This is a genomic window from Agilicoccus flavus (assembly GCF_014857905.1).
Lineage (GTDB): Bacteria > Actinomycetota > Actinomycetes > Actinomycetales > Dermatophilaceae > Agilicoccus > Agilicoccus flavus.
In genome coordinates, this window is sequence record NZ_JACYXE010000005.1 from 66,781 (window position 1) to 92,333 (window position 25,553).

The window sequence follows — 25,553 nt, forward strand, 5'->3', positions numbered from 1 at the left end:
TCCTATCGGCAGCTCGGTCCGCGAACGTGAGCGGAACGACGACCGCGCGGCCCCGCAATCTCCTTGCGAGGCCGCGCGTTTCGGGCGGTGGGTCGCGGCGGGTCAGCCGCGGCCGAGGAGTGGCCGCACCCGCTCGGGGCCGATGCACAACAGCAGCGTCGGGATGCGTGGGCCGGTGTCCGAGCCGATGAGCAGGCGATACAGGAGTGCGAACAGCGACCGCTGGGCCGCCTTGACTTCGGGCGGCAGCTTCTTCTCGTCGACGGGCAGGCCGGCCCGCAGCTTGGGCACCCCGTAGACCAGCGTGGTGAGCCCGTCGAGCGACCAGTCGTCCTCGAGGTGGTCGAGCAGCAGGTCGAGGGCGGCGCGGTCGTCGGCCGACAGCGCGTCGAGAGCGTCGACGTCGGGCTCGGCCCGCACGCGGATGCGGTCCTCGTCGGGCACGTAGGTGTCGATCCACTCGACGGCCCGGTCGAAGCGGGGCCGGACGTCGTCGAGGGTCTCGACGTGCGGGTCCACGGTGCGCAGGATCCGCAGCGACTGCTCCTCGTCGGCGCCGGTGATGTCGACGACCGAGGCGATGGCCCGGAACGGCACCGGCCGCGGGGTGAGCGGCAGGTCCTCCGACGCCGTGCGCACGGAGCGGGCGTGGGCGGCGAGGTCCCCCGGCTGGGCCGCCTGGGTACCCACCTTGCGGCCGAGGGCGTCCCACTCGTCGTAGAGCCGTTGGATCTCGGCGTCGAGGGCGACGGTGAACGACTGGTTGGGCCGGCGCCGCACGTACAACCAGCGCAGCAGCGGCGCCTCCATGACGCGCAACGCGTCGCCGGGGGTGGGCACGCCGCCACGGCTGGAGCTCATCTTCGCCATGCCGCTGATGCCGACGAACGCGTACATCGGGCCGATGGGTTGCCGGCCCCCGAAGATCTCCTCGACGAGCTGCCCCCCGACGACGAAGCTCGACCCCGGCGACTGGTGGTCGACGCCGGAGGGCTCGAAGTCGACGCCCTCGCGGGCCCACCGCATCGGCCAGTCGACCTTCCACACGAGCTTGCCGCGGAAGTCGGAGTCGAGGCGCATCGACTCGGTGACCTGCTCACCTCCGGGGCCCGTCGCGACGTACGTCAGCTCCGTCGTGTCGTCGTCGTAGGACAGCACGCGGGTCTCGTCGGTGCCGAAGGCGAGGCTGTAGGGCTTGAACGGGAAGTACCCGCCGCCCGTCGTGCCGTCGTCCTCCTGCGCTGCTCCCGAGCCCTCCTCGGCGAGATCCGAGGCGGCGGCGCTCTCGGCGTCGAGGGCGGGACGCGAGGTACCGGCGGGCGGGGCCGAGGTCTTCTTCTTCGTCCGGTACCGGTCGAGGACGGCGTCGATGTCGGCGCGGCGGGCCATCGCGTGCAGCACCTCGTCGCGGTACGCGCCGGAGGTGTACATCTGCGTCTGCGAGATCCCTCGGAAGCGGACACCCAGCTCGTTCAGGGCGTCGACCATCGCCGCCTTGAAGTGCTCCGCCCAGTTCGCGTGCGGGCTGCCCGCGGGGGCGGGGACGGAGGTCAGCGGCTTGCCGATGTGCTCCGCCCAGCTCGCGTCGACGCCGGGGACCCCGGCGGGCACCTTGCGGAAGCGGTCGTAGTCGTCCCAGCTGATGAGGTGCTCGACGGCCCGGCCGCGGCGGGCGATCTCGTCGGCGACGAGGTGCGGGACCATGACCTCCCGCAGGTTGCCCAGGTGGATGGGGCCCGACGGGCTCAGGCCCGACGCGCACACGATAGGGCGGTCCTGCCCCGCTGCCGCGCGACGCCGATCCGCTTCGGCGACGACCTCGTCGGCGAGCCGGGCCACCCAATCGGCCTCGCCCTGCTGCGTCGCTTCCCGTGCTCGTGCTGCTGCCACCGAACGCTCAGTCCTCCGTCAGGGGGTATCGCTGGATGATCTCGTCGCGGCCCGGGCCGACCCCGATGGCCGAGATGCGGGCGCCGATCTGCTTCTCGACGAACAGGATGTACTCCTGGCAGCGCGCCGGCAGGTCCTCGAACGTGCGCGCCCCGGTGATGTCCTCCTGCCAGCCCGGCAGCTCCTCGTAGATCGGCACGGCGTGGTGGAAGTCGCTCTGGCTCATCGGCATCTCGTCGACGCGGACCCCGTTGACGTCGTACGCGACGCACACGGGGATGGTCTCGAACTCGTCGAGGTTGTCGAGCTTGGTGAGCACGAAGTCGGTGACGCCGTTGATGCGGGTCGCGTACCGGCCGATGACGACGTCGAGCCAGCCGACGCGGCGGGGGCGGCCCGTGGTCGTGCCGAACTCGTGACCGATGATGCGCAGGCGGTCGCCGACCTCGTCGGTGAGCTCGGTGGGGAACGGCCCCTCGCCGACGCGGGTCGTGAACGCCTTGAGGACGGCGATGACGCGGTCGACGCGGGTGGGCGGGAGGCCGGCGCCGGTGCAGGCCCCGCCGGCCGTCGCGTTCGAGCTCGTCACGTACGGGTAGGTGCCGTGGTCGACGTCGAGGAGGGTCGCCTGGCCGGCCTCGCACAGCACGGTCTTGCCCGCGTCGAGGGCCTGGCTGATCTCGAGGGAGGTGTCGGCGACCATCGGCGCGAGCCGGTCGGCGTAGGAGAGGAGCTCCGCCACGACCTCGTCGGCCACGACGGCGCGACGGTTGTAGACCTTGGCCAGGAGCTGGTTCTTCACCTCGAGAGCGGCCTCGACCTTCTGGCGCAGGATCGACTCGTCGTAGAGGTCCTGCACGCGGATGCCGACGCGGTTCATCTTGTCGGCGTACGTGGGGCCGATGCCGCGGCCCGTCGTGCCGATCTTCCGCTGGCCGAGGAAGCGCTCCGTGACCTTGTCCAGCACCGTGTTGTACGGCGCGATGAGGTGCGCGTTGGCGCTCACACGCAGCAGCGAGGTGTCGACGCCGCGGGCCTCCAGGGCGTCGAGCTCGGTGAAGAGCACCGCGAGGTCGACGACGACGCCGTTGCCGATGATCGGCGTGACCCCCGGCGTGAGGATGCCGCTGGGCAGCAGGTGCAGGGCGTACTTCTCGCCGCCGACGACGACGGTGTGGCCGGCGTTGTTGCCGCCGTTGAACTTCACGACGTAGTCGATCCGGTCGCCCAGAAGATCCGTCGCCTTGCCCTTGCCCTCGTCGCCCCACTGGGCGCCGACCAGCACGATCGCCGGCATCGCGGCCACCTACTCTCCACCTCGTCGTCGTCCGCCCCCGGGCATCCCGGACGCGGACCTGCCGCGGTCGGGTCCGCGACGGACATGCCGCGAGCCCCGGAGCGCCGAACGCTCGGGACTCGCCGCCGCCCACCCTATCGAATCGTCCCTGTGCTGGTCCCGTGCCGGCCGGCGGCCCCCGGCGGGCCCGGATCCCGAGGTGCGTGACCTGAGGCGTCGCCGGGTTGAGAATGGTTGGCGGGGAAGGACTTTCCGGCGCCTGTAGGGCCCTCAGGTCGGGCGCCGGCCGGCCGACAAGGACGACGGAGGACCAGTGCGCGCCGACCCGGCCGCGCCCCACCATCACGCCCGGCCCGAGCAGTGCGCCGGGAGAAGGAAGGTCAGAATGACGCAGCCTCGCACGGCCCGGATCGCGGGCCTGGGCACGATCGCCCTCGCGGCGGTGTTCCTCGGCGCCTGCGGAACGAACGCCCCGACGTCGAGCGGGTCGGTGGCTCCGGCGGCGAGCCCCTCCGCGACGAGCACCAGCGCCTCGCCGCAGCCCACGGCCTCGGGCGAGGCGCCCGAGACGAGCGAGGCCTCCGAGACGGGCTCGTCGAGCGGTGCCGCCGCGACCGCGACCCCGGGCGGGTCGGCGTCGAAGGCGCCCTCGGCCACCTCGGGCGGCGTGAGCGGCGGCGGCAAGGCCGCCGGCCTGCCGACCGACGCCGGCGACTACGGCGACGAGCTCGTCGCGGCCTGGGAGGGCGGCGACAAGGCCACCATCGCGTCCCACGCGGCCCCGAAGGCCGCCGCCGCGCTCGGCGCCGCGAAGGCCGGGTCGGGCATGCTGCGGGTCGCCTGCGAGGGCGACATGTGCAGCTACGCCGACGAGGCCGGGCGCCGCGTGACGCTGACGTTCGACCGGGCCAAGGTCGAGGCCGGCGCCGCCCACGCGGTGGTGTCCGCCAAGGTGTCCGCCGCCTGACCGACCCACCCGCACCGGCCGGGGTCCACCCCGGCGCCCCGGACGACGAAACGGCTCCCCCGCTCGTGCGGTGGGAGCCGTTCGTCGTGCCTGGTCGACGTCGCGCTCGGTCGACTCAGAGGCCGAGCGCCTCGGCCGCTTCGCGGCTGGAGTCGCGCAGAAACGCCGAGCAGCGCTGCTGCTCGTCGGTCTCGCCGATCTCGCCCGCCGCGCGGGACAGCGCGGCCAGGCTGCGCAGGAACCCGCGGTTGGGCTCGTGCGACCACGGCACCGGTCCCTGCCCGCGCCAGCCCGCCTTGCGGAGCTGGTCGAGCGCGCGGTGGTAGCCGGTGCGCGCGTACGCGTACGCCTCGACGGTGGACCCCGCGGTCAGCGCGTCCTGGGCGAGCACCGCCCACGCCAACGACGAGACCGGGTGGCGGGCCGCGACCTCGGCCGGGTCCTGACCGGCCTCGAGCAGCTCCGCGGCCGGGTCCTCCGGCAGCAGCGTCTCCGGGATGCCGAGCAGGTTGTCGCCCGAGGTCACCGGTGCGTGCCCGCGCTGCGCAGGTTCTCGCAGGCCTCGACGACGCGGGCCGCCATGCCCGCCTCGGCCTCCTTGCCCCACGAGCGGGGGTCGTACTTCTTCTTGTTGCCGACCTCGCCGTCGATCTTCAGGACGCCGTCGTAGTTCTGCAACATGTAGCCCACGACGGGGCGCGTGAACGCGTACTGCGTGTCGGTGTCGACGTTCATCTTGACGACGCCGTAGTCGACCGCCGCGGCGATCTCCTCGGGCAGGGAGCCCGAGCCGCCGTGGAAGACGAGGTGGAACGGCTTGTCGGTGTCGGTGCCGAACTCCTGGCGCACCGCGTCCTGCGCGGCCTTGAGCACCTCGGGGCGCAGCTTGACGTTGCCGGGCTTGTAGACGCCGTGCACGTTGCCGAACGTGAGCGCCGTCATGTAGTAGCCGTTCTCGCCGGTGCCGAGGGCCTTGGCGGTGGCGATGGCGTCCTCCGGGGTCGAGTAGAGCTTCTCGTTGATCTCGGCCTCGACGCCGTCCTCCTCGCCACCGACGACGCCGATCTCGACCTCGAGCACGACCTTGGCGGCCGCGCACTTCTCGAGCAGCTCCTGCGCGATGGAGAGGTTCTCCTCCAGCGGCACGGCCGAGCCGTCCCACATGTGCGAGTTGAAGATCGGCACGCCGGTCTTCTCGACCTGCTGGCGCGACAGCTCGAGCAGCGGGCGGACGAAGCCGTCGAGCTTGTCCTTCGGGCAGTGGTCGGTGTGCAGCGCGATGTTGACGTCGTAGTTCTTGGCGACCTCGCGGGCGTACGCCGCGAGCGCGAGCGACCCGGTGACCATGTCCTTGATCGTGGCGCCGGAGGCGTACTCGGCGCCGCCGGTCGAGACCTGGATGATGCCGTCGGACCCCGCCTCGGCGAAGCCGCGGATGGCGGCGGTGATCGTCTGGCTGGAGGTGATGTTGATGGCCGGGTAGGCGAAGGCGCCGGACTTCGCCCGGTCGAGCATGTCGGCGTAGACCTCGGGGGTTGCGATGGGCACTGCGACTCCTCTTCTGCGTCGGGTTCACGGGACGGTCGCGCCGGGCCGATCGGCGGCCACACTCGTGCGTGCGCCCGCGGAGCGGCCCTGCGGCACGGACCTGGATCACCGCCATCCTATGACCCTGCCCCGTTCGGCAGCCCGGGAGCGAGGTCCCGTCCGGGATGCGGCCCCGAGGGTCCGGAGGCGGCGAGGCGCCGGCGACCCGGCCCCGCGGTAGGTTCGACGGGCCCGGCTGCCCGCTTCGGTGATGGTCGGAGCGGCGAACGCAGGCGAGCTTGCGAGCCGCAGTGAGCGCGACAACAAGCACCAGCGGCGAACGCAGGCGAGCTTGCGAGCCGCAGTGAGCGCGACAACAAGCACCAGCGGCGAACGCAGGCGAGCTTGCGAGCCACAACAAGTACCAGCGGCCGGTGCCCTCGCCCGCCGGTTCCCGGCTCCGCAGGCGCGGCCGTCTGCCAGGACCGAATCCACCAGAAAGGCGCCATGCCCCGCCAACCCGCCCTCCCGAGCTACCACCTCCGGCCGCGCCGCGGGTGGCTCAACGACCCCAACGGGATGACGTACCGCGACGGGCGGTGGCACGTCTTCTACCAGCACAACCCCGCCGCTGCGGTCCACGGCGACATCCACTGGGGTCACGCCTCCAGCGACGACCTCGTCACGTGGCGCGAGCACCCGGTCGCCTTCGGCCCCGATCCCGACGGACCCGACCGGGCCGGCTGCTGGAGCGGTGTCTTCGTCGACGCACCCGAGCCCGGCCCCTTCGTCGCCTACAGCGGGGTGGTCGACGAGACGTATGCGAGCACGACCGTGCTGCGGCGCGCCCTCGACGAGAACCTCGACACGTGGAGCGCGCCGTGGACCGTGGCCACGACCCCGGCCTCCGACGGGCCCGACGGGGTCGCCGTCATGCGCGACCCGTTCGTGTTCACGTACGGCGGGCGGCGGTGGGCGCTGCACGGGGCGGGCCTGACCGACGGGACGCCGGCGGTGCTCCTGTGCTGCGCCGACGACCTCGAGGCGTGGACGTACGAGGGGCTGTGGTTCCTCGGGCGCGACCGGCCCGACCTCGTCGGGGAGTGGACGGCCGACATCTACGAGTGCCCCCAGCTCGCGTTCGTCGACGGGCGGGCCGTGCTCGTCGTCTCGACCCAGCTCGAGGGGCGGCTCGAGCACGTCGTCGCCGTCGTCGGCGACCTCGTCGACGACGCGGACCGCCCCGGGTACCCGGCCTTCCGCGCCGCCGCCGCGCAGCTCCTCGACGTCGGAAGCGTCTGTTACGCGCCGCAGGTCGCGACCGACCACCGCGGTGCGTGGCACCTCGGCTGGGTGCGCCAGGAGGGGGTGCGCGCCGACGACACCGCACCCGAGGAGGACCTCGTCGCCGGCTGCCTGACCCTGCCCCGGCGGATGCGCGTCGGCGGCGATCGCGTCGTCGTCACCCGCGATCCCGCGACCGACGCGCTCGTGGCCGACAGCGTCGACGGGGCCGACGAGCTGGTCCCGGGCGAGCACGACCTGCCCGCCGCGGCGATGGTGCGGACCCTCGGGGGCGCCCTGCTCTCCGAGGAGGGCGAGATCGTCCTCCCCGACGTGCCCGCCGAGGTGTGGGTCGACGGCGAGGTCGTCGAGGTCTACCCCGCGCAGGCCGACGGCACCGGCCCCGGGCCCCACGTGCCCGCGACCCACCGCCACGTCGCCACGGCGAGGTGGCGGCTGCGGGTGCCCGAGGGCGGAGCGGCGCGGCTGCGACCCGTGCGGGTGCCGGCTCGAGACTGACGCAACGGCGGATCGGGGCGCCTCGGCGCCGCCCGACCGGGCCCGTCCCGCCGGCGCGGGGCCTAGGTGGGCCGGCCGGACGGGCCGGGGCCCTGGCCGAACACGTGCGCGCGGACCCAGGCGTGCATGGCGATCGCGGCGGCGGCGCCGGCGTTCATCGAACGCGTGGAGCCGAACTGCGCGATGTCGAGCACGGCGGCGGCGCCGGCGCGCGCCTCCTCGGACAGGCCGGGGCCCTCCTGTCCGAAGAGCAGGAGGCAGCGGCGCGGCAGCGGGTACGTCTCGAGGGGCACGGATCCGGGCACGTTATCGACCCCGAGCACCGGCATCCCGGAGCCGTCGTCGCCGGGCTGCCCGGCCGCCCAGTCGAGGAGGTCGGCGACGGTCGGATGGTGGAGTTCGTGCTGGTAGCGGTCGGTGACCATGGCGCCACGGCGGTTCCAGCGCCGCCGGCCGACGACGTGGAACGCGGCGACGTTGAACGCGTTCGCCGTCCGCACGACCGAGCCGACGTTGAAGTCGTGCTCCCAGTTCTCCACGCCGACATGCAGCTCGTGCCGGCGGGTGTCGAGGTCGGCGACGATCGCGTCGTGCCGCCAGTACCGGTAGGCGTCGACGACGTTGCGCCGGTCTCCGGCGGCGAGCAACTCGGGGTCGAGTCGTGGATCGTCGGGCCCGGGCCCGGTCCAGGGTCCGACCCCCACCTGCCGCGGCGGCGGGACCTGCGACGAACCGGTCACGTCGGTCGCCCACGCAGCGGTCGACGCAGGCACCTCCGACGTGGGTGACGTACCGTCACGCCCGTGATGACACCGCCCACCATCGACTGGTTGGACCCGCAGTACCTGCTCGGCCGATTCGGAACCGGCTTCTTCTGGGTCAGCACCGCCATCGTCTTCATCGAGTGCGGCCTCCTGTTCCCGCTGTTGCCCGGGGACTCGCTGCTCTTCGCCGTCGGCATGTTCGTCCGCCGCGGCGACGTCTCCCTCGACATCGTGACGGCCTGCGTCCTCCTGTCCGTGGGCGCCTTCCTGGGCAACATCGTCGGATACGAGATCGGGCGAGCGCTGGGCACCCCGCTCTACAGCCGCGACGGACGGTTCCTCAAGCGCACGTACTTCGACCAGACCAACGCGTTCTTCGACAAGCACGGTAACAAGGCCCTGGTCCTCGGTCGGTTCGTGCCGATCGTGCGCACCTTCGTCACCGTGGTCGCGGGCGTGGGCCGCATGGACCGCCGCCGGTTCTTCACGTGGAGCGCGGTCGGCGCCGTGCTCTGGGCCACGGGCGTCACGTTGATCGGGTACTTCCTCGGCGGCATCGCCTTCATCCACGACCACCTCGAGTCGGCGATCCTGGCGATCGTGCTCGTCTCGGTGCTCCCGATGGTCGTCGAGTTCCTGCTCCACCGGCGTCGCACCCGGGCGATCGTGGCGGAGACCGTCACCGCCGGTCACGACATCATCGAGAGCCACGCCCACGAGGACTGAGTCGCCGGGGGCCCGCCGCTCGCGGACGGGCCGACTCAGGACAGGCCGAGGTCGGACAGGCCGAAGGCGTACCGGTAGGGCACGCCCTGCGCCTCGATCTTCTCGCCGGCACCGGAGGACCGGTCGGCGATGACGGCGACGGCGACCACCTCCGCGCCGGCCTCGCGGCACGCCTGCACGGCCGTGAGCGGCGACCCACCGGTCGTCGACGTGTCCTCGACGACGAGCACGCGGCGGCCCGAGATCGACGGCCCCTCGATGCGCTGCTGGAGGCCGTGCGCCTTCTCGGCCTTGCGGACGACGAAGGCGTCGAGCCGGTCACCCGCCGCGGCGGCGGCGTGCAGCATCGCGGTCGCCACGGGGTCGGCGCCCATCGTCAGGCCCCCCACCGCATCGACGCGCAGGTCGGCGACGAGGTCGCGCATGACGCGCCCCACGAGCGGGGCCGCCTCGCCGTCGAGGGTGATGCGGCGCAGGTCGACGTAGTAGTCGGCCTCCTTCCCCGAGGACAGGGTCACCCGGCCGTGCACGACGGCCTTGGCCTTGACGAGCTCGAGCAGGCGGGAACGGTCGGCGGCGGTGTCGAAGTCGGTCACGCGCGACAGCCTATCCAGCGCACCAGGGCACGGATCGCCGCGCGGAGCCGGGCCGGACGAGCAGGGTCGCGCCCGGGGTGGCGCCGGGCCGCTGTCGGTGGCGTGTGGTCGGATCAGGACATGAACCGCATCGCCGACCTCTCACCCCTGCGCCCGAACCGTGCCGACCGACTGCGGCAGGTGGGGGTGACGGTCGCCGAGATCGCCTGCCTGTTCGGGACCCTCGTCGGCACGGGCGTCATCGGGACACGGGTCGCGGAGAGCTCGGGCGGCAGCCTGTCCGCCGACGCGACCCGGATCGCGCCGGCGGGACCGGCGTTCTCGATCTGGTCGGTCATCTACCTCGGGCTCTTCGCCTACACCGTGTGGCAGTGGCTGCCCGGGCGCGCGGCCGACGTGCGGGCCCGCCGCACCGGCTGGCTCGTGGCGGCGTCCATGCTGCTCAACGCGGCCTGGCTGCTCGTCACCCAGGTCGGGTGGCTGTGGGTGAGCGTCCTCGTCATCCTCGCCCTCGCCGTCGTGCTCGGCGCGGTCCACGTCCGGCTCGTCGAGCTGCCTCGCGGCGACGCCCTCACCCGCGTCGTCGTCGACGGCACGCTCGGGCTCTACCTCGGCTGGGTGGCGGTCGCGACCTGCGCGAACATCACCGCGACGCTGGTGGCCTCCGGCGTCCGCTTCTCGGACGGGGTCGCCGACCTCGCCGCCGTCGTCGTCCTCGCGGTGGCCGCGGGTCTGGGCGTGCTCTTCGCCCGGACGTTCGGGGGGCGCCTGAGCATCGCCGCGGCGATGGCGTGGGGCCTGGCGTGGATCGCCGTCGGGCGCCTCACCGACGCGCCGGCCTCGACGGCCACCGCCGTCGCCGCGATCATCGCCGCCCTCGTCGTCGTCGGGGCCGCCCTGCGCGCGCGGCGCGGCACCGTCGACCGCACCGCCACGGCCACCGCCTGAGGCGACGACGGCCGCGGGTGCCGCGCCGGCGCCCGGCCCGCGGTCAGGACTGCTCGGCGAGGAGCTGCGCGAAGGTGCGCGGCGGGGCGCCGGTGAGGCGCTCGACGGTGTCGGTCACCTCGGCGAGCTCGCCGGAGGCGATCGCGGTGTACGTCGAGACCCACGCGTCGACCTGCCAATCCGGCGCGCCGTACCCCGCGCGGGAGGCGTAGGCCTCCTCGACCGTCTCGGGCACGTAGCGGGCCGGGCGCCCGGTCACCTCGCGCATCGTCGCCGCGATGTCGTCCAGGCTCAGCGCCTGCGGGCCGGTGAGGTCGTACGTCGCGCCCGCGTGCGCGGCCGGGTCGGCGAGCACCGCCGCGGCCGCGCGGGCGACGTCGGCGATCGCGACCGCCGTCACCCGCCCGTCGCCCGCGGGCCCGCGCAGCACCCCGTCCTCGTCGGCGAACAGGGGGAACACGTCGAGGTAGAAGTCGTCGCGCAGGAACGTCGTGGTCATGCCCGAGGCGCGCAGGTGCTCCTCGGTGGCGCCGTGGTCGCGCGCCAGGGTGAACGTCGCGTCCGGGCCGGCGCCGAGGAAGGACGTGTAGACGACGTGCCCCACACCGGCGGCGGCCGCGGCGTCGATGACGGCGCGGTGCTGGGCGAGTCGCTTCTCGTCCTCGGCCGCGGACACGAGGAAGAGCACGTCGAGCCCGGTCAGGGCCTCGCGGGTGGCCGGCGAGTCCTCGTAGACGGCGCGGGCGACCTCGGCTCCGGGCAGCTCCGGGGCGCGCGACGGATCGCGGACGAGCAGGCGCGTGGGCGTCCCGGCGTCGGCGAGGAGCCGGGCGACCCTGCCCCCGAGGCGGCCCGTGGCACCGGTGACCCCGATCCGCGCGGCGCTCATCGGTCGGCCTTCCCGGCGGCGCGGGCGGGCCGTCTCCGGCGCGCGAGGGCCGAGGAGACCCGGGCGACGACGGGCCGCGGTGTCGCGCCGAGGACCCCGACGAGGGCGCGGTACGGCCGCCCCGGCACACTGATCGCCCGGCGTCGCCGCAGGTCGGCCAGGGCGTCGGCCACGACCTTCTCGGCGTCGAGCCACATCGAGTTCGGCAGGTGCGACATGGTCATGTCGGCACGATCGTGGAACTCGGTGCGGGTGAAACCGGGGCAGACTGCGGTGACGGCCACGCCGCGGGGCGCGAGTTCCTGGGCCAGGCCCTCCGAGAAGACCGTCTCCCACGCCTTGGCGGCCGAGTACGTGCCCATGGCCACGAAGCTCGCGACCGACGACACCGTGAGGATGCCGCCGTGCCCCCGTGCGGCCATCGCGCGCCCCGCCGCGTGCGAGAGCACGAGGGTGGCGCGGCACATGACGTCGAGCATCCGCTCCTCCTCCGCGACGTCGGAGTCGAGGAAGCCGGTCCGCAGACCGAAGCCGGCGTTGTTGACGAGGAGGTCGACCGGCCCGGTCGGCCCGTCGCCCGCGACGCGGCGCGCGACCCGCTCCACGTCGTCGCGGTCGGCGAGGTCGGCGGGCAGGACCTCGGTGCGGATGCCGTGGGCGGCCTCCAGTGCGGTGGCGAGCTCCCGCAGCCGAGCCTCCGTCCGCGCCACGAGGACGAGGTCGTGGCCGGTGGCCGCGAGCTGGCGGGCGAACTCGGCGCCGAGGCCGGCGCTTGCGCCGGTGACGAGGGCGGTGGTCATGACGACCAGCCTGGCACGAGCGCGGACCGGACGACCCTCCGACCTCGCTGTGCTCGCCGTGCTCGCCGTGGCCGGTCCGGCGCGCCGGTCCGACGCGTCAGTCCGGCCACTCCGGCGTGGCGGCCGGGCCGCGCGCCTGCTCGTACCAGCGGGCGACGCCCAGCAGGCGCACGTCGTCGAAGCGGCGCCCTGCGAGCTGGACCCCGACGGGCCGGCCGTCGGGCAGGAACCCCGCGTTGACCGTCGCCGCCGGCTGCTCCGAGACGTTGTACGGCGCCGTGTAGGCGATGTGGTCGAGGGCGGTGGCCGGGTCGTTCGTCGGGCCGTGGTGGTGGGCCGGGAACGCGGCGACGGGCGCGATCGGCGAGAGCACGACGTCGTAGGGCGCGGTCGCCGCGCTCGTCGCCGCCCGCATCGCCTGGACCACCTGATAGGCGTCCATGACGTCCGAGCCGGTGAGGTGGGCGGCGCCGGCGGCCCACGCCTCGATGTAGGGCAGCACCCGGGCTCGGGCCGCGGGGGCCAGGCGTTGCAGGTCCAGCCACGAGCGGGCGCGCAGGAAGCGGTCGAGGGCGGCGAGGTGCCCGGCCCCGATGATCGGGGCGATCTCCTCGACCCGCGCGCCGGCCCGCGCGAACCTCTCCCCGACCGCGGCGACGACCGCGGCCACGGCGGGGTCGGTGGGCATCCCGCAGCCCGCCGTGGCGTGGAGACCCACCCGCAGTCCGGCGACGTCGGCCTCCCGCAGCGGCGCCTCCCGCACGGACGACCACGTGCCCAGCCGGACGACGTGGGCGAGAGCGGTGACGTCCCGGGCCTCGGGGGTCGGCCCGTGCGGGTCGGGCGCCGCGAGCACCTCCATGGCGAGCGCCACGTCGTCGACGGTGCGGGCCAGCGGGCCGACGACCCGCCCGAGGTAGGGCGGGTCGACGGGCACGAGGCCGTACGTGGGCTTGAGGGACGCGAGCCCGGTCCACCCGGCCGGGAGCCGGATCGAGCCGCCGATGTCGGAACCCACGTGGATCGGGCCGTAGCGTCCCGCGGCGGCGGCCGCCGACCCGGCGCTGGACCCGCCCACGGTCCATCCCGCGTCCCACGGCGAGCGCGTCACGCCGTGCAGGCTCGACACCCCCGAGGAGAGCATTCCGTAATCGGGCATGACGGTCTTGCCGATCCGCACGGCGCCGGCGGCGGCGGTGAGCAGCGCGGCCGGCCCGTCCACGGTCTCCGGCGGCGCACCCGCCTTCGCCGCGGTGCCGGCGGGCAGGGATGCGCCGACGGTCGCGATGTTCTCCTTGAGCGTGATCGGGACCCCGTCGAGCGGACCCGCCGGCCGCCCCTCCGCCCACCGACGGTCGCTGTGGCGGGCCGCCTCACGCGCGGTCTCGTCCTCGCGGACGTAGAGGGCGTTGAGGGTGGGCTCGCGGGCGTCGATCCGGCGCAGGACGGCCTCGAGCACCTCGGTGGGCGTGAACCGGGCCTCGGCGTACCCGCGGACGAGCTCGATGGCGGTGGCCGACACCAGGTCGTCGGCGGCAGCGGCGTTCATCTGGTCATCGTGTCACCGGCGCCCTGCCCCACCCCGATCGCGCGGCGGCGATGACACGATGCGTCCATGACCGAGTACCAGATCATGTCGTGGCGCGACCTGCCCTCCATGCTCACCGTCCGCGACGGCGACGAGACGCGGAAGGTCTCGCTCGCCCCGCGCTTCCAGGAGGCCATCGACGAGGCGGCGATGCGCCTCGGGGCCACGGGGTCCGGCGACTACCTCGACGGGTGGGCCCGCGGCGAGTGGACCCCCACCGAGGGCGACGTCACCGAGGCCGCCGAGCGGCTCTCCGCCGAGCTGGAGGCCCGCTGGGACCAGGGCGCCCTCGACGCCTACCTCGACGACCTCGGCCCGGCCTCGGCCTGAGGGCGCCACATCGTGGTCCGTGCCCGTCACGCTCGCCCGGGCCGTTCGTGCGGCACGGGCGAGCGGGAACGGCCCGGGTGAGCGGCGGGTCGGGTCGGCCGCGGCGCCGGCGGCCGGAACGGGGACGAGACGGTGTCGGTGGCGGCTCCTAGGGTGTGGAGCGTGCGCATTGCTACGTGGAACTGCAACTCGATCCGATCCCGCGTCGACCGGGCCGTCGCCCTGCTCGAGCGGCACGACCTCGACGTGCTCGCCCTGCAGGAGACCAAGTGCAAGGACGAGCAGTTCCCCCTGCAGCGGTTCACCGACGCCGGGTACGAGGTCGCCATGCACGGCTTCTCGCAGTGGAACGGCGTCGCGATCGTCTCGCGGGTGGGGCTGGCCGACGTGAGCGTGGGCTTCGAGGGGATGCCGACGTTCGGCGAGCCCGACGCCGCCGCCGAGGCCCGCGCGCTCGGCGCGACGTGCGGCGGCGTGCGCCTGTGGTCGCTGTACGTGCCCAACGGCCGCGAGCTCGGGCATCCGCACCTCGCGTACAAGCTCGCCTGGCTCGACGCGCTGCGGGCGGCGGGGTCGTCGTGGCTCGCCGCCGACCCCGACCTGCCGGTCGCGCTCATGGGTGACTGGAACGTCGCCCCCACCGACGACGACGTGTGGTCGACCGAGTTCTTCGAGGGCAAGACGCACGTGTCGCCGCCGGAGCGGGAGGCGTTCCGGGGGGTCGTCGACGCCGGATTCGCCGACGTGGTGCGGCCCTTCACGCCCGGGCCGGGGGTCTTCACGTACTGGGACTACACGCAGTTGCGGTTCCCGAAGAAGCAGGGGATGCGCATCGACTTCTGCCTGGGCTCGCCGGCGTTCGCGTCTCGCGTCGGCGGGGCGTTCATCGACCGCGAGGAGCGCAAGGGCAAGGGCGCGAGCGATCACGCGCCCGTCGTCGTCGAGCTGCAGCCGTGACCGGGGCCGGGCGCGGTCGCCTCCTGGGCGGGGCGCGGGCGGTGCGCGATCGCGTCATCGAGAGCGCCGAGAAGGGCATCTCGGAGGGCACCGAGGGCGGTCCCGAGGGCGACGACCGCGGTCCGCTCGTCCTCGTCACGGGCGCGACCGGCGGGGTGGGCGGCGGCATCGTCGAGGCGTTCGTCTCGGCGGGCGCCCGGGTCGTGCTCGCCCATCGTGGGTCGCCCGACCGGGTCCGGGAGCTGGCCGACGCGCACGGCGAGGCCGTCGCGGGCGTCGTCCGCGCCGACCTGACGATCGAGGCCGACCGGGAGCGTCTCGTCGCCGAGTGCGAGGCGCTCGGCGGGGTCGAGGCGGCCGTGCTGGCCGCCGGGGTGCAGCCGGTGACGCCCCTGCGAGAGCTGAGGGCCGAGGACGTGCGGGCGATGTTCGAGGCCAACGTCGTCGCGACGTTCGACCTCACCCGGCTGCTGGCCGGGCCGATGACGGCGCGCGGCGGCGGAGCGATCGTCGCGATCGCCTCGGTGGAGGGCCACCGCCCCGCCGTCGGTCACGCCCACTACGCGGCCGCCAAGGCGGCCCTGCTCATGCACGCCCGCGCCGCGGCGCTGGAGCTCGGGGCCGCGGGGATCCGCATCAACACCGTCTCGCCGGGCCTCGTGGACGACGGCGGCCTCGCCGACCGGTGGCCGGAGGGCCTCGCGAGCTGGACCGAGGCGGTGCCCCTGCGCCGCCCGGCCACGCCGCTGGACGTCGGTCAGGCGTGTGTCTTCCTCGCCTCCGACGCGGCGTCGTTCGTCACCGGCACCGACCTCGTCGTCGACGGCGGGATGTCGGCCGTCCCGGCCTGGTGAGTCCCGCGTACGCCCCGCGGGCGCCGAGCTGCACCGCCGGCGGGCCGTTCGGCGCAGTCCACCGCGCGACACGCCGCCGGCCGTGGGCCGCACACCGCGTGATGCACAGTGAACGGGCGCGTCACCGTGCGCGCATCCGCGACGGCGCCCTCACCGGCGTCGGGAGGACCCACGAGCAGGGAGAACGGCATGGACGTGAGCGCGACCGAGGGTTCCGAGCGGCGAACGCAGGCGAGCTCGCGAGCCGCAGTCGGCGCGACCGAGGATTCGGGTCGGCGCATCGTCGGCGGTCACGTGGTGACCATGGACGGCGCGGGTGGCGGAGCCGGCACCGTCCTCGCCGACGGCGAGGTGGCGTGGGACGCGGTGGGCACGTTGACCTACGTCGGCCCGGCGCGCGGGCCGGCGGGGGCGGGTGACGTCGACGCCACCGGCTGCGTGGTCCTGCCCGGTCTCGTCAACGCCCACACCCACTCGGGCATGTCGATGCTGCGCGGCTACTCCGACGACTGCGACCTGCAGACCTGGCTGGGGCACGTGCGCGATTTCGAGGTCGGCATGAGCGCCCGCGACGTCGCTTCCGGGCTGCGCCTCGCCCTCCTGGAGATGGTGACGACCGGGACGACCGCGTTCGCCGACATGTACCACTGGGACGCCGACCTGCTGGCGATCGTCGCCGACGCGGGGCTGCGCGTCGTCGCCGCACCGGCGGTGTTCGACTACGACGACGTCGGCTACCCCGGCGCCGCCGGGCCGGACGGCACCGGCGTGCTCGCCGCGACGGAGGACCTCGCGCGGGAGTTCGCGGGCGACGACCACGTGCGCCTCGCCTTCGGCCCGCACGCGCCGTACACGTGCAGCCCGGAGCTCTACGCCGACGTCGCCCGTCGGGCCGCCCGGCTCGGGATCGGGGTGCACACGCACCTGTCCGAGACGCGCCACGAGGTCGACGTCTGCCGGGAGCGATTCGGGGTGACCCCGATCGCGCACGTCGAGCGGCTCGGGCTGTTCGAGGTCCCCGTCCACGTCGCGCACGCCGTGCACGCCACCCCGGAGGACGTGGCGATCCTCGCCGCGCGCGGGGCGAGCGTGTCGCACAACCCGGTGAGCAACCTCAAGCTCGGGGCGGGGGTGGCCCCGCTCGTCGCGCTGCGCGATGCCGGTGTGCCGCTCGCCCTGGGCACCGACTCGGCGGCCAGCAACAACACCCTCGACCTGTTCGAGGAGATCAAGACGGCCCCTCTGCTGCAGCGCGGCGTGGCCGCGAGCCCCGACGTCGTGCTCGGTAGCGAGGCGCTGGCGTGGGCGACCACGGGCGGCGCGCGTGCCCTGGGTTTCGATCGTGCGGGCGCGTTGGAGGTCGGGAAGTGGGCGGACGTCGTGGTGGTCCGCGCCGACGGCCCGGCCGCGACGCCCCTGTACGACCCGGTCTCGTTCCTCGCCTTCGCGGCCCGGGGCTCGGACGTGCGCGACGTCGTCGTCGGCGGCCGCACCCTCGTACGGGACGGGCGGGCGCTCACCCTCGACGAGGACGCGATCCTCGACGCCGTCGCCCGCGCCGGCTACCGCCGCGCCCACGACGCGTCCTGACCGACCGGTCCACACACCCCATCTCTTGGGCCCCGGCCACCCCGGCCCGGTCACCCGGTTCGGACCCGATCGACCTCCGACACTCGATGCACCACGTCGACGATGACGGCCCGCCGAGCAGCCGGGCGGCACGGCCGACGTCGCCCTGACGTGCCGACACCACGGCGGACCCGCCCCACCGCAGAAAGACCCGCCCCACCGCAGCACAACGTTGCCCGCGATCGTCGACGCCGCCGCTCGCTCCCGACCCGACCCGGCCATCCGGTCCGCACCCGACCGACCTCCGACACTCGACGCACCACATCGACGAGGGCGGCTCGCCGAGCAGCCAGGCGGCACGGCTGACGTCGCCTTTCCTTGCCCGACGCCGCGGCGGACCCGCCCCACCGCAGAAAGACCCGCCCCACCGCAGCACATCGTCGCCCGCGATCGTCGACGCCGCCGCCCACTCCCGACCCGACCCGGCCATCCGGTCCACGCCCGATCACCCTCCGACTCTGGACGCGCACGTCGACGAGGACGGCAAGCCGGTGCAGCCGGGCGGCACGGCTGACGTCGCCTTTCCTTGCCCGACGCCGCGGCGGACCCGCCCCCGGCCCCAGGACAGCGTTGCCCGCGATCGTCGACGTCGCCACCCACTCCCCCCATCGGTGCGCGCACGGCCACGACCTCACCCCCCACGGCTCCTGACCGACTCGAGGAGCGACTCGGCCCCGACGCATCGGGCCCGGTTCACGTGCCGCGGGGGCTGCGCCACCCGCTCCGACCGAGCCCGTCCCGTCCCGGCGCGGACGGCGCCCGACACCTCCGCGACCATCGAGCGCAGCGCGCATCACGACGGGCCCGACAGTCAGGGCGGTCGAGGCAGGGAGTTTTCACGACAACTGCACTGCCAATGCTCGACGCTCCCACGTCGATGCTGGTCAGGGGCCCGGCTGATCCGCGACTCACCCATTGGCAGTGCAGTTCGCGTGAAAACTCTCCCGCCGGGTCGCCCGTTCGGGCCGCGGCCTCCCCCGCTCCCACCCCGAGCCGGCGCCCGGGTGGTGAGATGTCACTCGCTACCGTGCCCTCGCGCCGATCGACGGTCATTCGTGCGATCTCACCAGGCGTCACCGCGCCCCGGTGAACTTCCTCCACCCGCGCCGGCGTCCGGATGGTGAGATATCACTCGGTACCGGACCCGTGCGCCCGAGCGTCGGTCACTCGCGCGATCTCACGATGTGGTGGGGGTGAGGTCCCTGATCCGGGACTCCGCCGCCGGGTAGCGGGCGACGAGCGCGGCGCGGTCGCCCAGCTCGAAGCCGGACCAGTCGAACGGCGGGGACATCGTCGTCCCGATCAGGGTCCGGTCCCCGAGAGGCGACGAGCCCTGCCACGTGCCGGCCGGGACCACCACGCACGGCCGCTGGCCGGCGGTGACGTCCGGCCCGAGGACCGGTTCCCGCACGCCGCCGTCGGCGTCCAGGAGCAGCAGCCGCAGCGGCGCTCCCGCGTAGTGGTGGTAGACCTCGGTCGCGGCGAGCCGGTGCATCGCCGAGCACTCCCCCCGCTCGAGCAGGTAGTAGATGGCGGACATGTGCTCGTCGAGGTGATGGCGGGCGAAACGTCCCCCCTCGTGCGGCAGCGGCTCGAGGCCGAGGTCGGCGACGATGCGGTCGACGTCGGACCCGCTGGACACCGCCGGGGAGCCGACCGGCCGCTCCCAGAGCGTGACGACGGAGCGCACCCCTTCCGTCTCGTACGGCCGCACCTCCCCGGTCGGCCGATAGCCGCACGCGTGCCAGAACGGTTCGGCGCCGGCCGCGTTCGCGGCCACGACGCCGAGCCGCATGGTCGTCGCGCCCCACCGGCGAGCCAGCCGCACCAGGTCCTCGTGCAGGGCGCGCCCCGTCCCGCGCCCCTGCCGGTCGCCGCGGACCAGCAGCAGCCCCACGTAGGCGACGCCCGTGCGGGGGAACCCTCGGACGAGGTCCGCGACACCGACGAGCTCTCCGCCCTCGAACCGCCCGAGGACCACCTTGGCGTCGGCGTCAACACCCGGGGGCCGCGACTCGAAGAGCTCCCGCACATCGGCCTCGGTCTGGCCACGGCCCGAGAGGCGCGCGACGTAGTCCGGCGTCGCGGCGAACAGCTCCGCCACGGCCGCCCGGTCCGCGAGCCCGAGGTGCCTCACCGTCATCACGTCACGCTAGCGCCGCCCGGACCCCGGCCCGCCGCCGGAGGACTGCGAACCGGACGGCACGAGGCCGACGCCGTCACGACGGCCCGACCGCCTCGGGGCGCGAGTGAGGGGGCGCACCGCCCCGCTTCCAGCGGCGAACCGGTGATCACCCTCACCCGGTCGGACGACACGCACCGGTGGCCGCCGCCGACGGGCGAGACGGGCGAACCGCCTCCGTTTCGGCCCCGAGCCGGTGACCACCCCCACGCGGTCGGACGACACGCACCGGTGGCCACCGCCGACGCGTGAGACGGGCGAACCGCCTCCGTTTCGGCCCCGAGCCGATGTTCACCCTTACGCGGTCGGACGACAGGCGCCGGTGGCCACCGCCGACGCGCGAGACGGGTGAACCGCCTCCCCTCCGGCGGCGAGCCGGTGTTCGCCCTCACCCGGTCGGACGACAGGCGCCGGTGGCCGCCGCCGACGCGCGAGACGGGCGAAACGCCCCGCATCCGGCAGCGAACCGGTCATCACCCTCACCGGTCGGACGACGGGCGCCGGTGGCCGCCGCCGCGACGAGACGTCGGCCGGCGTGAGAAACGAGTGGCTCCGACCTGATGCCAGGGCCGGACGTGGCGCCCAGGCCCTAGAGTGGCTTCGACGCGGGGTGCCGGTCGCCGGCTGAGAACACACCCGTCGAACCTGATCTAGTTCGAACTAGCGAAGGGACGTCACATGTCGACGCCATCCCCTGCCTCAGCCGTCACGCCCGAGGCGATCGCGGCCGCCCTGGCCGCCCTGCGCGAGGGCAGCCCGCTCGTGCAGTGCCTGACGAACACCGTGGTGACGAACTGGACGGCGAACGTCCTGCTCGCCGCGGGCGCGGCGCCGGCGATGATCGACAACGAGCGCGAGGCGGCGGGGTTCGCGGGTGTCGCGAGCGGGGTCCTCGTCAACCTCGGCACCCTCCAGCCCGACACCGTGGCGGGCATGTTCCAGGCGGTCCACGGCGCCGACGGGGCGGGCACGCCCTGGGTGCTCGACCCGGTCGGTGCCGGCGCCGGCCTGCCGTGGCGCACCGACGTGGCGCGTGACCTCGTCGACGAGGGCGCGCCGGCGATCGTCCGCGGCAACGCGTCCGAGATCCTCGGCCTCACCGGCGGGCAGGGCGGGCGCGGGGTCGACAGCTCCGACCCCGTCGAGGCGGCCCTCGACGCGGGTGCGGGCCTCGCCCGCGAGCGCGGGTGCGTCGTCGCGATCAGCGGCCCGGTCGACCACCTCACCGACGGCGAGACCACGGTCCGCCTCGCCAACGGCCACCCGTGGCTCACCGCCGTCACGGGCGTCGGGTGCAGCCTCGGCGGGCTCATGGCCGGGTTCGCCGGCGTCGTCGACGCCCCGCTCGTCGCGGCCGCCGCCGCGACGAGCCTGCTGTGCGTCGCCGCCGAGGACGCCGCCGAGGCCGCCACCGGGCCGGGATCGTTCGCCGTGGGCCTGCTCGACCGCCTCCACACCCTGAGCCCGGACGAGCTCGCCGCACGCGTCCGCCTCTCGTGACCGGCCCGGCGACACCTCGCACCCGGGACGACGCCGCGGCGCAGACGTCGGCCCGACGCCCGGGCGGGCGCCCCGTCGACCCGTCGATCTACCTCGTCACCGACACCGCCCTGTGCGGAGAGGTCGGGGTCGCCGAGACGGCGCGCTCAGCCGTCGAGGGCGGGGTGAGCCTCGTGCAGCTGCGCGATCCGGCGGCCGGCGACGCCGAGCTCGTCACGCTCGGCCGGGACCTCGTGGCCGCGCTGGCCGGGACGGGGGTGCCGGTCGTCGTCAACGACCGGGTCGACCTCGTCGCGGCCATCGGCGCCCAGGGCGCCCACGTCGGCCAGGGCGACACCCCCGTTGAGGAGGCGCGGGACATCCTCGGCGACGAGGGCCTGCTCGGCCTGTCGGTCCACACGGACGCCGAGCTCGACGCGGCGCTCGCCCTGCCTCCGGGCACGATCGATCTCCTCGGTATCGGACCCCTGCGGGCGACGCGGAGCAAGCTCGATCACGAGCCCGTGCGCGGCCTGGGCCACCTCGGGCACCTCGCGGCCCGGTCCCCGTGGCCGTGCGTCGCCATCGGCGGCGTGGGGGCGGCCGACGCGGCCGACCTGCGCACCGCCGGCATCGCCGGCATGGCCGTCGTCAGCGCGATCTGCGGTCGGCCCGACCCGCGCTCGGCGGCCGCGGCGCTGCACGCGGCGTGGACCGCTGCCGGCCGGAACGAGCCGGGCGAGGTCGCCCCGTCCCGTGAGGGCCCGCCCACCCCGCGCGCAGCCTGGACCCCCGCCCGCCGCAGCGAGCCACGCAAGGTCACGTCGTGAGACCCGCCGACCCCCGCGCACCCTGGACCGCCATCCGCCGCCGACAACCAGGCGAGGTCGCGCCGTGAGACCCACCGACCCCCGACCGACGAGGAGACGCCCATGACGGAGATCGACCCACGGCCCGACGCGGCGACCGGCCCACCCCCCTCGGTCCTGTCCATCGCCGGCAGCGACCCATCCGGCGGCGCCGGCATCCAGGCCGACCTCAAGACCTTCTCGGCCCTGGGCGCCTACGGCATGGCCGCGATCACGGCGCTGACCGCACAGAACACGCGCGGGGTGAGCGGCGTGCACGTCGTGCCGGCCGCGTTCGTGCTCGACCAGGTCGAGGCGATCCTCGACGACGTGCGGGTCGACGCCATCAAGCTCGGGATGCTCGCGAACGCCCGGATCGCGCGCGCGGTGGGCGAGGTGCTCGACCGGCTGGGCACCGGACCCGACGAGCGCGGCGCTCCGTACGTCGTCCTCGACCCGGTCATGGTCGCGACGTCCGGCGACCGCCTCCTCGACGAGGACGCGGCGCAGGCCGTGCGCGAGCTCATGCCGCGCGCGAGCATCGTCACCCCCAACCTCGCCGAGACCGCGGTCCTGCTCGACGCCGACCCCGCCACCGACCTCGACGGGTTGCGCGAGCAGGCGCAGGCCCTGCGGGCGGCGGGCGCGCACCGCGTGCTCGCCAAGGGCGGGCACCTGCGCGGCGGCGGCGCGACGGACGTGTTCGCCGACGAACACGGCGTCGTCGACCTGCGCGGGCGCCGCGTCGACGCGCGGACCACCCACGGCACCGGCTGCACCCTGTCATCGGCGCTCGCCGCCCTGCGCCCGCGGCGCGGCGACTGGGCCACGACCTGCACCGACGCGAAGGTGTGGCTGACCGACGCCATCGAGGCCGGGCCCGGCCTCCACATCGGGCGCGGCGAGGGCCACGGACCCGTCCACCACTTCCACGCCCTCTGGGGGGACCGATGAACGACTCGACCCTGACGCGACCGGCGCTCGTCGACCCCGGTGACGCCGCAGACCCCGGTGACGCCGCAGACTCCGCCGGCGGCGGCCCCCGCTTCACCGACGAGGCGTGGGCCGCGACGGCCGGCCTCCGGGCCGCGATCGACGCCCTGCCCTTCCTGTCGGAGCTGCGCGACGGCACCCTGCCCGAGGCGACGTTCCGGCACTATATGACCCAGGACGCCCTCTACCTCGCCCGGTACGGCCGGGCCCTCGCGTTCGCGGCGGCGCAGAGCCCGTCGACGGACGAGCTCGTCTTCTTCGCCGAGCGGGCGCGCGACTGCATCGTCGTCGAGCGGGAGCTGCACGCGGCGCGGATCACCGACCCCGACGGGGCCGCGCTCTCACCGACGTGCGCGGCGTACTCGTCCTACCTGCTCTCGCTCGCCGGCGAGGGCTGCTACCCGGTCCTCGTCGCGGGCGTGCTGCCCTGCTTCTGGATCTACGACGACGTGGGCACGCGCCTGAGGGCCGACGTCGACGATCTCGGCGCCCACCCGTTCGGCGACTGGATCGGCACGTACGGCGACCCGGTCTTCGCCGAGCAGACCCGGCAGGCCCGGGACATCGCCGACGCCGCCGCGCGGGCCGCCTCGCCGGCCGTCCGGGCGCGGATGCTCGAGGCGTTCGTCGCCGCGAGCCGGTACGAGTGGATGTTCTGGGACGCCGCGTACCGGCTCGAGGGGTGGCCCGTCGGCTGAGGCCGGCGCCGGCTCAGTCCGCGACCACGCCCGTCCAGCCGGTGGCCGCGCGGCCGGCGTAGCGGATGTCGGCGCCCGACTGGTCGTTGCCGTTCGCGTCGAGGTACACGCGGACGTCGCCCGCGCGGGTGATGCCCACGAGGGGGCGCGCGGAGCCGGTCGAGCACTCGCCGACGGCGACGTGGGAGAACACCTGCCACCCCTTCGCCGCGAGCCGGCGGCTGCTCACCTTCGTGGGCGTCGCGCGCGGCACGACGTAGGCGACGAGCCCGCCGGAGCGGTTGGCGCCGACGAGGTCGTCGGCGGCCTTCCCGCCGGGCAGCTTCCACCAGCCCGCGTAGCCCAGGGACGTGACGCCGCTCCAGCCGCGCGTGGCGACCGTGCCCGCGCCGACCGGGCGATGGTCGGCGCCGACCGTGTAGCGCTTGAGCCCGCCCGTCGTCGTCAGGCCGTAGAGGTAGGGGCCGGCGTAGGTGAGCGAGCGGATCGACCCCCAGCCGCGGGAGAGGACCGCGTCGGTCAGGCTCAGGCGGCCTCCGGCGGCGGTCCGGTCGACGACGGACACGAGGTGCAGGGCGCCGGCGCGGTCGATGGCGTAGTGCCGGTCGATCGAGACGCCCGCGCTCGACGACGTGCCGAGGTAGACGACGGCCGTGGGCGTGTACGCGAGCTTGACGCCCATCGGGTACAGGGCACCCTTGGCGCCGCGCACGGCGCCGAGCGCGAGCGACCCGTCGGGGCGGACGACGGTCACGGCCGTCCGGCACGTGGCCGGGACGGGCACGGCCGCCGCGGCGGCGGGGCGTGCGGCCGCGACCGGCGCGGCCGGCGCCGCGGAGGCGGCGGGGCTCGGCGCGGCGCCGAACGTGAGCGCCCCGGCGAGCAGGGCGGGGACGACGTGGGCGACGCGGCGGGCGGCGGCGCGCGAGCGCAGGGGGAATGACACGGGGGCCTCGACTTCGGTGAACGGCGACACGGATACGGACGGATCGCTCGCACGCCGGGAGGTCGGTCGGTCCGGTCGAGGCGCCCCCGCATCCTCGGCCGCTCCCGCGGGTCATGATCCAGGCAGCAGGGTAGACGCCCCGACCGCCGCGTGGGTACGCCGGATCGATACATCGCGCGAGAGGCGTTGCCGTGCACGTGTTCCCACCGAGACCCCTTCGCGCGACCGGGTCCGCCGCACCCTGCTGGAGGCACCCGGGCCGTCGTCCGTCACGCGATGCCGCGTCGCGGTCGTCACGCTTCTCGCCGCCCCCCCTCGTCGGCTGTTCCGGGTCCCCGGGACCCCCGACGGGTCGCCCGTCGACCAGTCCCCCGGAGTGTTCGCCCACCCGGGATGCGCCGGCGCCGCCGGAGGCCGGCCGCGTCGGCATCACCCGCGGGTCGGGGACGGCAGACACCTTCATCGGTTCGTTCCGGGGGCCGGACGACGTGTCGTCGTTCGAGGCCAGGGACGACGGGACCAGGGTCGCGAAGGTCCCGGTCCGGGTGGGGCGTCGCGTTCTGCCCACGATCGACGTCGTCGGCGTGGCGGGCACCGTGGGCACGGGGCGGGTCGACCTGGCCCCCACGACCTCGGGGATCCCGGGGCCGGGGCCGACCGGGTTCACCGTGCCCGGGCCCGGCTGTCGGGAGGTCTCGCTCCGCGACGACCCCCGGGTTCGAGTCGTCGTCTCCGTCGCCCGGTGACACGGGCTCCGGGCCGCACGAGCGAGCGGGGCAGCCCGGCGCGCGGGACGTCCGCGTCGGTGCGGCCCTTCGCGTCGGTGCGGTGCGGCGGGCCCG

General features: G+C 74.8%; 24 protein-coding genes and 1 riboswitch. Of the genes, 13 read left to right on the forward strand and 11 right to left on the reverse strand.

From position 1 onward, the window contains the following. Positions 1-102: 102 nt before the first annotated feature. Positions 103-1,890 carry a lysine--tRNA ligase gene (locus tag ICW24_RS09040; protein ID WP_226345398.1) on the reverse strand — a complete coding sequence of 596 codons (1,788 nt, stop codon included), beginning with the start codon at positions 1,888-1,890 and terminating at the stop codon, positions 103-105. Between the two features lie 7 nt (positions 1,891-1,897). Continuing rightward, positions 1,898-3,187 (reverse strand): adenylosuccinate synthase, encoded by a 1,290-nt coding sequence (locus ICW24_RS09045; protein ID WP_226345399.1) that lies wholly within the window; start codon positions 3,185-3,187, stop codon positions 1,898-1,900. A 385-nt stretch (positions 3,188-3,572) separates the two neighbouring features. Between ICW24_RS09045 and ICW24_RS09050 the strand changes: the two genes are divergently transcribed. Next, positions 3,573-4,154 (forward strand): hypothetical protein, encoded by a 582-nt coding sequence (locus ICW24_RS09050; protein ID WP_226345400.1) that lies wholly within the window; start codon positions 3,573-3,575, stop codon positions 4,152-4,154. Positions 4,155-4,269: 115 nt separating this feature from the next. Here ICW24_RS09050 and ICW24_RS09055 read toward each other — a convergent pair whose 3' ends face one another. Continuing rightward, positions 4,270-4,680, reverse strand: a complete 411-nt coding sequence (locus ICW24_RS09055; protein WP_226345401.1) for a DUF3151 domain-containing protein — start codon at positions 4,678-4,680, stop codon at positions 4,270-4,272. Continuing rightward, entirely contained in the window at positions 4,677-5,702 is a 1,026-nt protein-coding gene (fbaA, locus tag ICW24_RS09060) for a class II fructose-bisphosphate aldolase (protein ID WP_226345402.1), read from the reverse strand. Before fbaA ends, ICW24_RS09055 begins: the two co-directional genes overlap by 4 nt. A gap of 486 nt (positions 5,703-6,188) precedes the next feature. Between fbaA and ICW24_RS09065 the strand changes: the two genes are divergently transcribed. Beyond that, positions 6,189-7,484 (forward strand): glycoside hydrolase family 32 protein, encoded by a 1,296-nt coding sequence (locus ICW24_RS09065; protein ID WP_226345403.1) that lies wholly within the window; start codon positions 6,189-6,191, stop codon positions 7,482-7,484. Between the two features lie 62 nt (positions 7,485-7,546). Here the strand turns inward: ICW24_RS09065 and ICW24_RS09070 are convergent, their stop codons facing one another. Beyond that, the gene (locus tag ICW24_RS09070) at positions 7,547-8,224 is read right to left on the reverse strand and encodes a TrmH family RNA methyltransferase (RefSeq protein ID WP_307781323.1); all 678 of its coding nucleotides are present in this window, start codon (positions 8,222-8,224) and stop codon (positions 7,547-7,549) included. A 66-nt stretch (positions 8,225-8,290) separates the two neighbouring features. Between ICW24_RS09070 and ICW24_RS09075 the strand changes: the two genes are divergently transcribed. After that, positions 8,291-8,974 carry a DedA family protein gene (locus tag ICW24_RS09075; RefSeq protein ID WP_226345575.1) on the forward strand — a complete coding sequence of 228 codons (684 nt, stop codon included), beginning with the start codon at positions 8,291-8,293 and terminating at the stop codon, positions 8,972-8,974. Between the two features lie 35 nt (positions 8,975-9,009). Here ICW24_RS09075 and pyrE read toward each other — a convergent pair whose 3' ends face one another. After that, positions 9,010-9,570 (reverse strand): orotate phosphoribosyltransferase, encoded by a 561-nt coding sequence (gene pyrE, locus ICW24_RS09080; RefSeq protein WP_226345404.1) that lies wholly within the window; start codon positions 9,568-9,570, stop codon positions 9,010-9,012. Between the two features lie 120 nt (positions 9,571-9,690). Here pyrE and ICW24_RS09085 point away from each other — a divergent pair, with 120 nt between their 5' ends. Then, positions 9,691-10,518, forward strand: a complete 828-nt coding sequence (locus ICW24_RS09085; RefSeq protein WP_226345405.1) for a TspO/MBR family protein — start codon at positions 9,691-9,693, stop codon at positions 10,516-10,518. 43 nt (positions 10,519-10,561) lie between these two features. Here ICW24_RS09085 and ICW24_RS09090 read toward each other — a convergent pair whose 3' ends face one another. The 3 genes from ICW24_RS09090 to ICW24_RS09100 all read right to left on the reverse strand — a co-directional run bounded on the left by ICW24_RS09090 (position 10,562) and on the right by ICW24_RS09100 (position 13,756). Next, a complete protein-coding gene (locus ICW24_RS09090; protein ID WP_226345406.1) occupies positions 10,562-11,407 on the reverse strand; it encodes an NmrA family NAD(P)-binding protein in 846 nt (281 codons plus the stop codon). After that, positions 11,404-12,207 carry an SDR family NAD(P)-dependent oxidoreductase gene (locus ICW24_RS09095; protein WP_226345407.1) on the reverse strand — a complete coding sequence of 268 codons (804 nt, stop codon included), beginning with the start codon at positions 12,205-12,207 and terminating at the stop codon, positions 11,404-11,406. The genes ICW24_RS09090 and ICW24_RS09095 overlap by 4 nt, the downstream gene beginning before the upstream one ends. A gap of 97 nt (positions 12,208-12,304) precedes the next feature. Then, on the reverse strand, positions 12,305-13,756 hold the full coding sequence (locus ICW24_RS09100; RefSeq protein WP_226345408.1) for an amidase: 1,452 nt from the start codon (positions 13,754-13,756) through the stop codon (positions 12,305-12,307). Positions 13,757-13,822: 66 nt separating this feature from the next. Between ICW24_RS09100 and ICW24_RS09105 the strand changes: the two genes are divergently transcribed. From ICW24_RS09105 to ICW24_RS09120, 4 genes are all read left to right on the forward strand, one after another. Next, positions 13,823-14,125, forward strand: coding sequence for a virulence factor (locus ICW24_RS09105; RefSeq protein WP_226345409.1), 303 nt, complete (start codon positions 13,823-13,825; stop codon positions 14,123-14,125). Between the two features lie 162 nt (positions 14,126-14,287). Further along, positions 14,288-15,082 carry an exodeoxyribonuclease III gene (locus tag ICW24_RS09110; RefSeq protein ID WP_226345410.1) on the forward strand — a complete coding sequence of 265 codons (795 nt, stop codon included), beginning with the start codon at positions 14,288-14,290 and terminating at the stop codon, positions 15,080-15,082. After that, on the forward strand, positions 15,079-15,936 hold the full coding sequence (locus ICW24_RS09115) for an SDR family NAD(P)-dependent oxidoreductase (protein ID WP_226345411.1): 858 nt from the start codon (positions 15,079-15,081) through the stop codon (positions 15,934-15,936). Before ICW24_RS09110 ends, ICW24_RS09115 begins: the two co-directional genes overlap by 4 nt. A 189-nt stretch (positions 15,937-16,125) precedes the next feature. Beyond that, entirely contained in the window at positions 16,126-17,526 is a 1,401-nt protein-coding gene (locus ICW24_RS09120) for an amidohydrolase family protein (RefSeq protein ID WP_226345412.1), read from the forward strand. Positions 17,527-18,742: 1,216 nt separating this feature from the next. Here the strand turns inward: ICW24_RS09120 and ICW24_RS09125 are convergent. After that, complete coding sequence (locus ICW24_RS09125; protein WP_226345413.1) at positions 18,743-19,708, reverse strand: GNAT family N-acetyltransferase; 966 nt, start codon at positions 19,706-19,708, stop codon at positions 18,743-18,745. Positions 19,709-20,343: 635 nt separating this feature from the next. Further along, positions 20,344-20,436, forward strand: a riboswitch (TPP riboswitch). On the opposite strand from ICW24_RS09125, the gene thiM reads away from it, so the two are divergent. The 4 genes from thiM to ICW24_RS09145 all read left to right on the forward strand — a co-directional run bounded on the left by thiM (position 20,426) and on the right by ICW24_RS09145 (position 23,765). After that, entirely contained in the window at positions 20,426-21,247 is an 822-nt protein-coding gene (gene thiM / locus ICW24_RS09130) for a hydroxyethylthiazole kinase (RefSeq protein ID WP_226345414.1), read from the forward strand. Its footprint overlaps the riboswitch before it by 11 nt. Then, positions 21,244-22,056: a thiamine phosphate synthase gene (gene thiE, locus ICW24_RS09135; protein WP_226345415.1), complete on the forward strand. Its 813-nt coding sequence runs from the start codon at positions 21,244-21,246 to the stop codon at positions 22,054-22,056. Before thiM ends, thiE begins: the two co-directional genes overlap by 4 nt. Before the next feature lie 102 nt (positions 22,057-22,158). Beyond that, a complete protein-coding gene (thiD, locus tag ICW24_RS09140; protein WP_226345416.1) occupies positions 22,159-23,028 on the forward strand; it encodes a bifunctional hydroxymethylpyrimidine kinase/phosphomethylpyrimidine kinase in 870 nt (289 codons plus the stop codon). After that, complete coding sequence (locus ICW24_RS09145) at positions 23,025-23,765, forward strand: TenA family protein (RefSeq protein WP_226345417.1); 741 nt, start codon at positions 23,025-23,027, stop codon at positions 23,763-23,765. Before thiD ends, ICW24_RS09145 begins: the two co-directional genes overlap by 4 nt. A 13-nt stretch (positions 23,766-23,778) precedes the next feature. Here the strand turns inward: ICW24_RS09145 and ICW24_RS09150 are convergent, their stop codons facing one another. Further along, positions 23,779-24,711 carry a hypothetical protein gene (locus ICW24_RS09150; RefSeq protein WP_226345418.1) on the reverse strand — a complete coding sequence of 311 codons (933 nt, stop codon included), beginning with the start codon at positions 24,709-24,711 and terminating at the stop codon, positions 23,779-23,781. A 545-nt stretch (positions 24,712-25,256) separates the two neighbouring features. On the opposite strand from ICW24_RS09150, the gene ICW24_RS09155 reads away from it, so the two are divergent. Further along, the gene (locus tag ICW24_RS09155) at positions 25,257-25,457 is read left to right on the forward strand and encodes a hypothetical protein (RefSeq protein WP_226345419.1); all 201 of its coding nucleotides are present in this window, start codon (positions 25,257-25,259) and stop codon (positions 25,455-25,457) included. Positions 25,458-25,553: the final 96 nt, after the last annotated feature.

Excerpts from the sequence above, each read along its gene's own strand:
- thiD (WP_226345416.1), top strand. The coding sequence starts at position 22,159 with ATGACGGAGATCGACCCACGGCCCGACGCGGCGACCGGCCCACCCCCC.
- ICW24_RS09095 (WP_226345407.1), bottom strand. The coding sequence starts at position 12,207 with ATGACCACCGCCCTCGTCACCGGCGCAAGCGCCGGCCTCGGCGCCGAG.
- ICW24_RS09125 (WP_226345413.1), bottom strand. The coding sequence starts at position 19,708 with ATGACGGTGAGGCACCTCGGGCTCGCGGACCGGGCGGCCGTGGCGGAG.
- ICW24_RS09085 (WP_226345405.1), top strand. The coding sequence starts at position 9,691 with ATGAACCGCATCGCCGACCTCTCACCCCTGCGCCCGAACCGTGCCGAC.
- ICW24_RS09090 (WP_226345406.1), bottom strand. The coding sequence starts at position 11,407 with ATGAGCGCCGCGCGGATCGGGGTCACCGGTGCCACGGGCCGCCTCGGG.
- ICW24_RS09145 (WP_226345417.1), top strand. The coding sequence starts at position 23,025 with ATGAACGACTCGACCCTGACGCGACCGGCGCTCGTCGACCCCGGTGAC.
- ICW24_RS09120 (WP_226345412.1), top strand. The coding sequence starts at position 16,126 with ATGGACGTGAGCGCGACCGAGGGTTCCGAGCGGCGAACGCAGGCGAGC.
- ICW24_RS09045 (WP_226345399.1), bottom strand. The coding sequence starts at position 3,187 with ATGCCGGCGATCGTGCTGGTCGGCGCCCAGTGGGGCGACGAGGGCAAG.
- ICW24_RS09050 (WP_226345400.1), top strand. The coding sequence starts at position 3,573 with ATGACGCAGCCTCGCACGGCCCGGATCGCGGGCCTGGGCACGATCGCC.
- ICW24_RS09065 (WP_226345403.1), top strand. The coding sequence starts at position 6,189 with ATGCCCCGCCAACCCGCCCTCCCGAGCTACCACCTCCGGCCGCGCCGC.
- ICW24_RS09105 (WP_226345409.1), top strand. The coding sequence starts at position 13,823 with ATGACCGAGTACCAGATCATGTCGTGGCGCGACCTGCCCTCCATGCTC.
- thiM (WP_226345414.1), top strand. The coding sequence starts at position 20,426 with ATGTCGACGCCATCCCCTGCCTCAGCCGTCACGCCCGAGGCGATCGCG.
- ICW24_RS09100 (WP_226345408.1), bottom strand. The coding sequence starts at position 13,756 with ATGAACGCCGCTGCCGCCGACGACCTGGTGTCGGCCACCGCCATCGAG.
- ICW24_RS09075 (WP_226345575.1), top strand. The coding sequence starts at position 8,291 with ATGACACCGCCCACCATCGACTGGTTGGACCCGCAGTACCTGCTCGGC.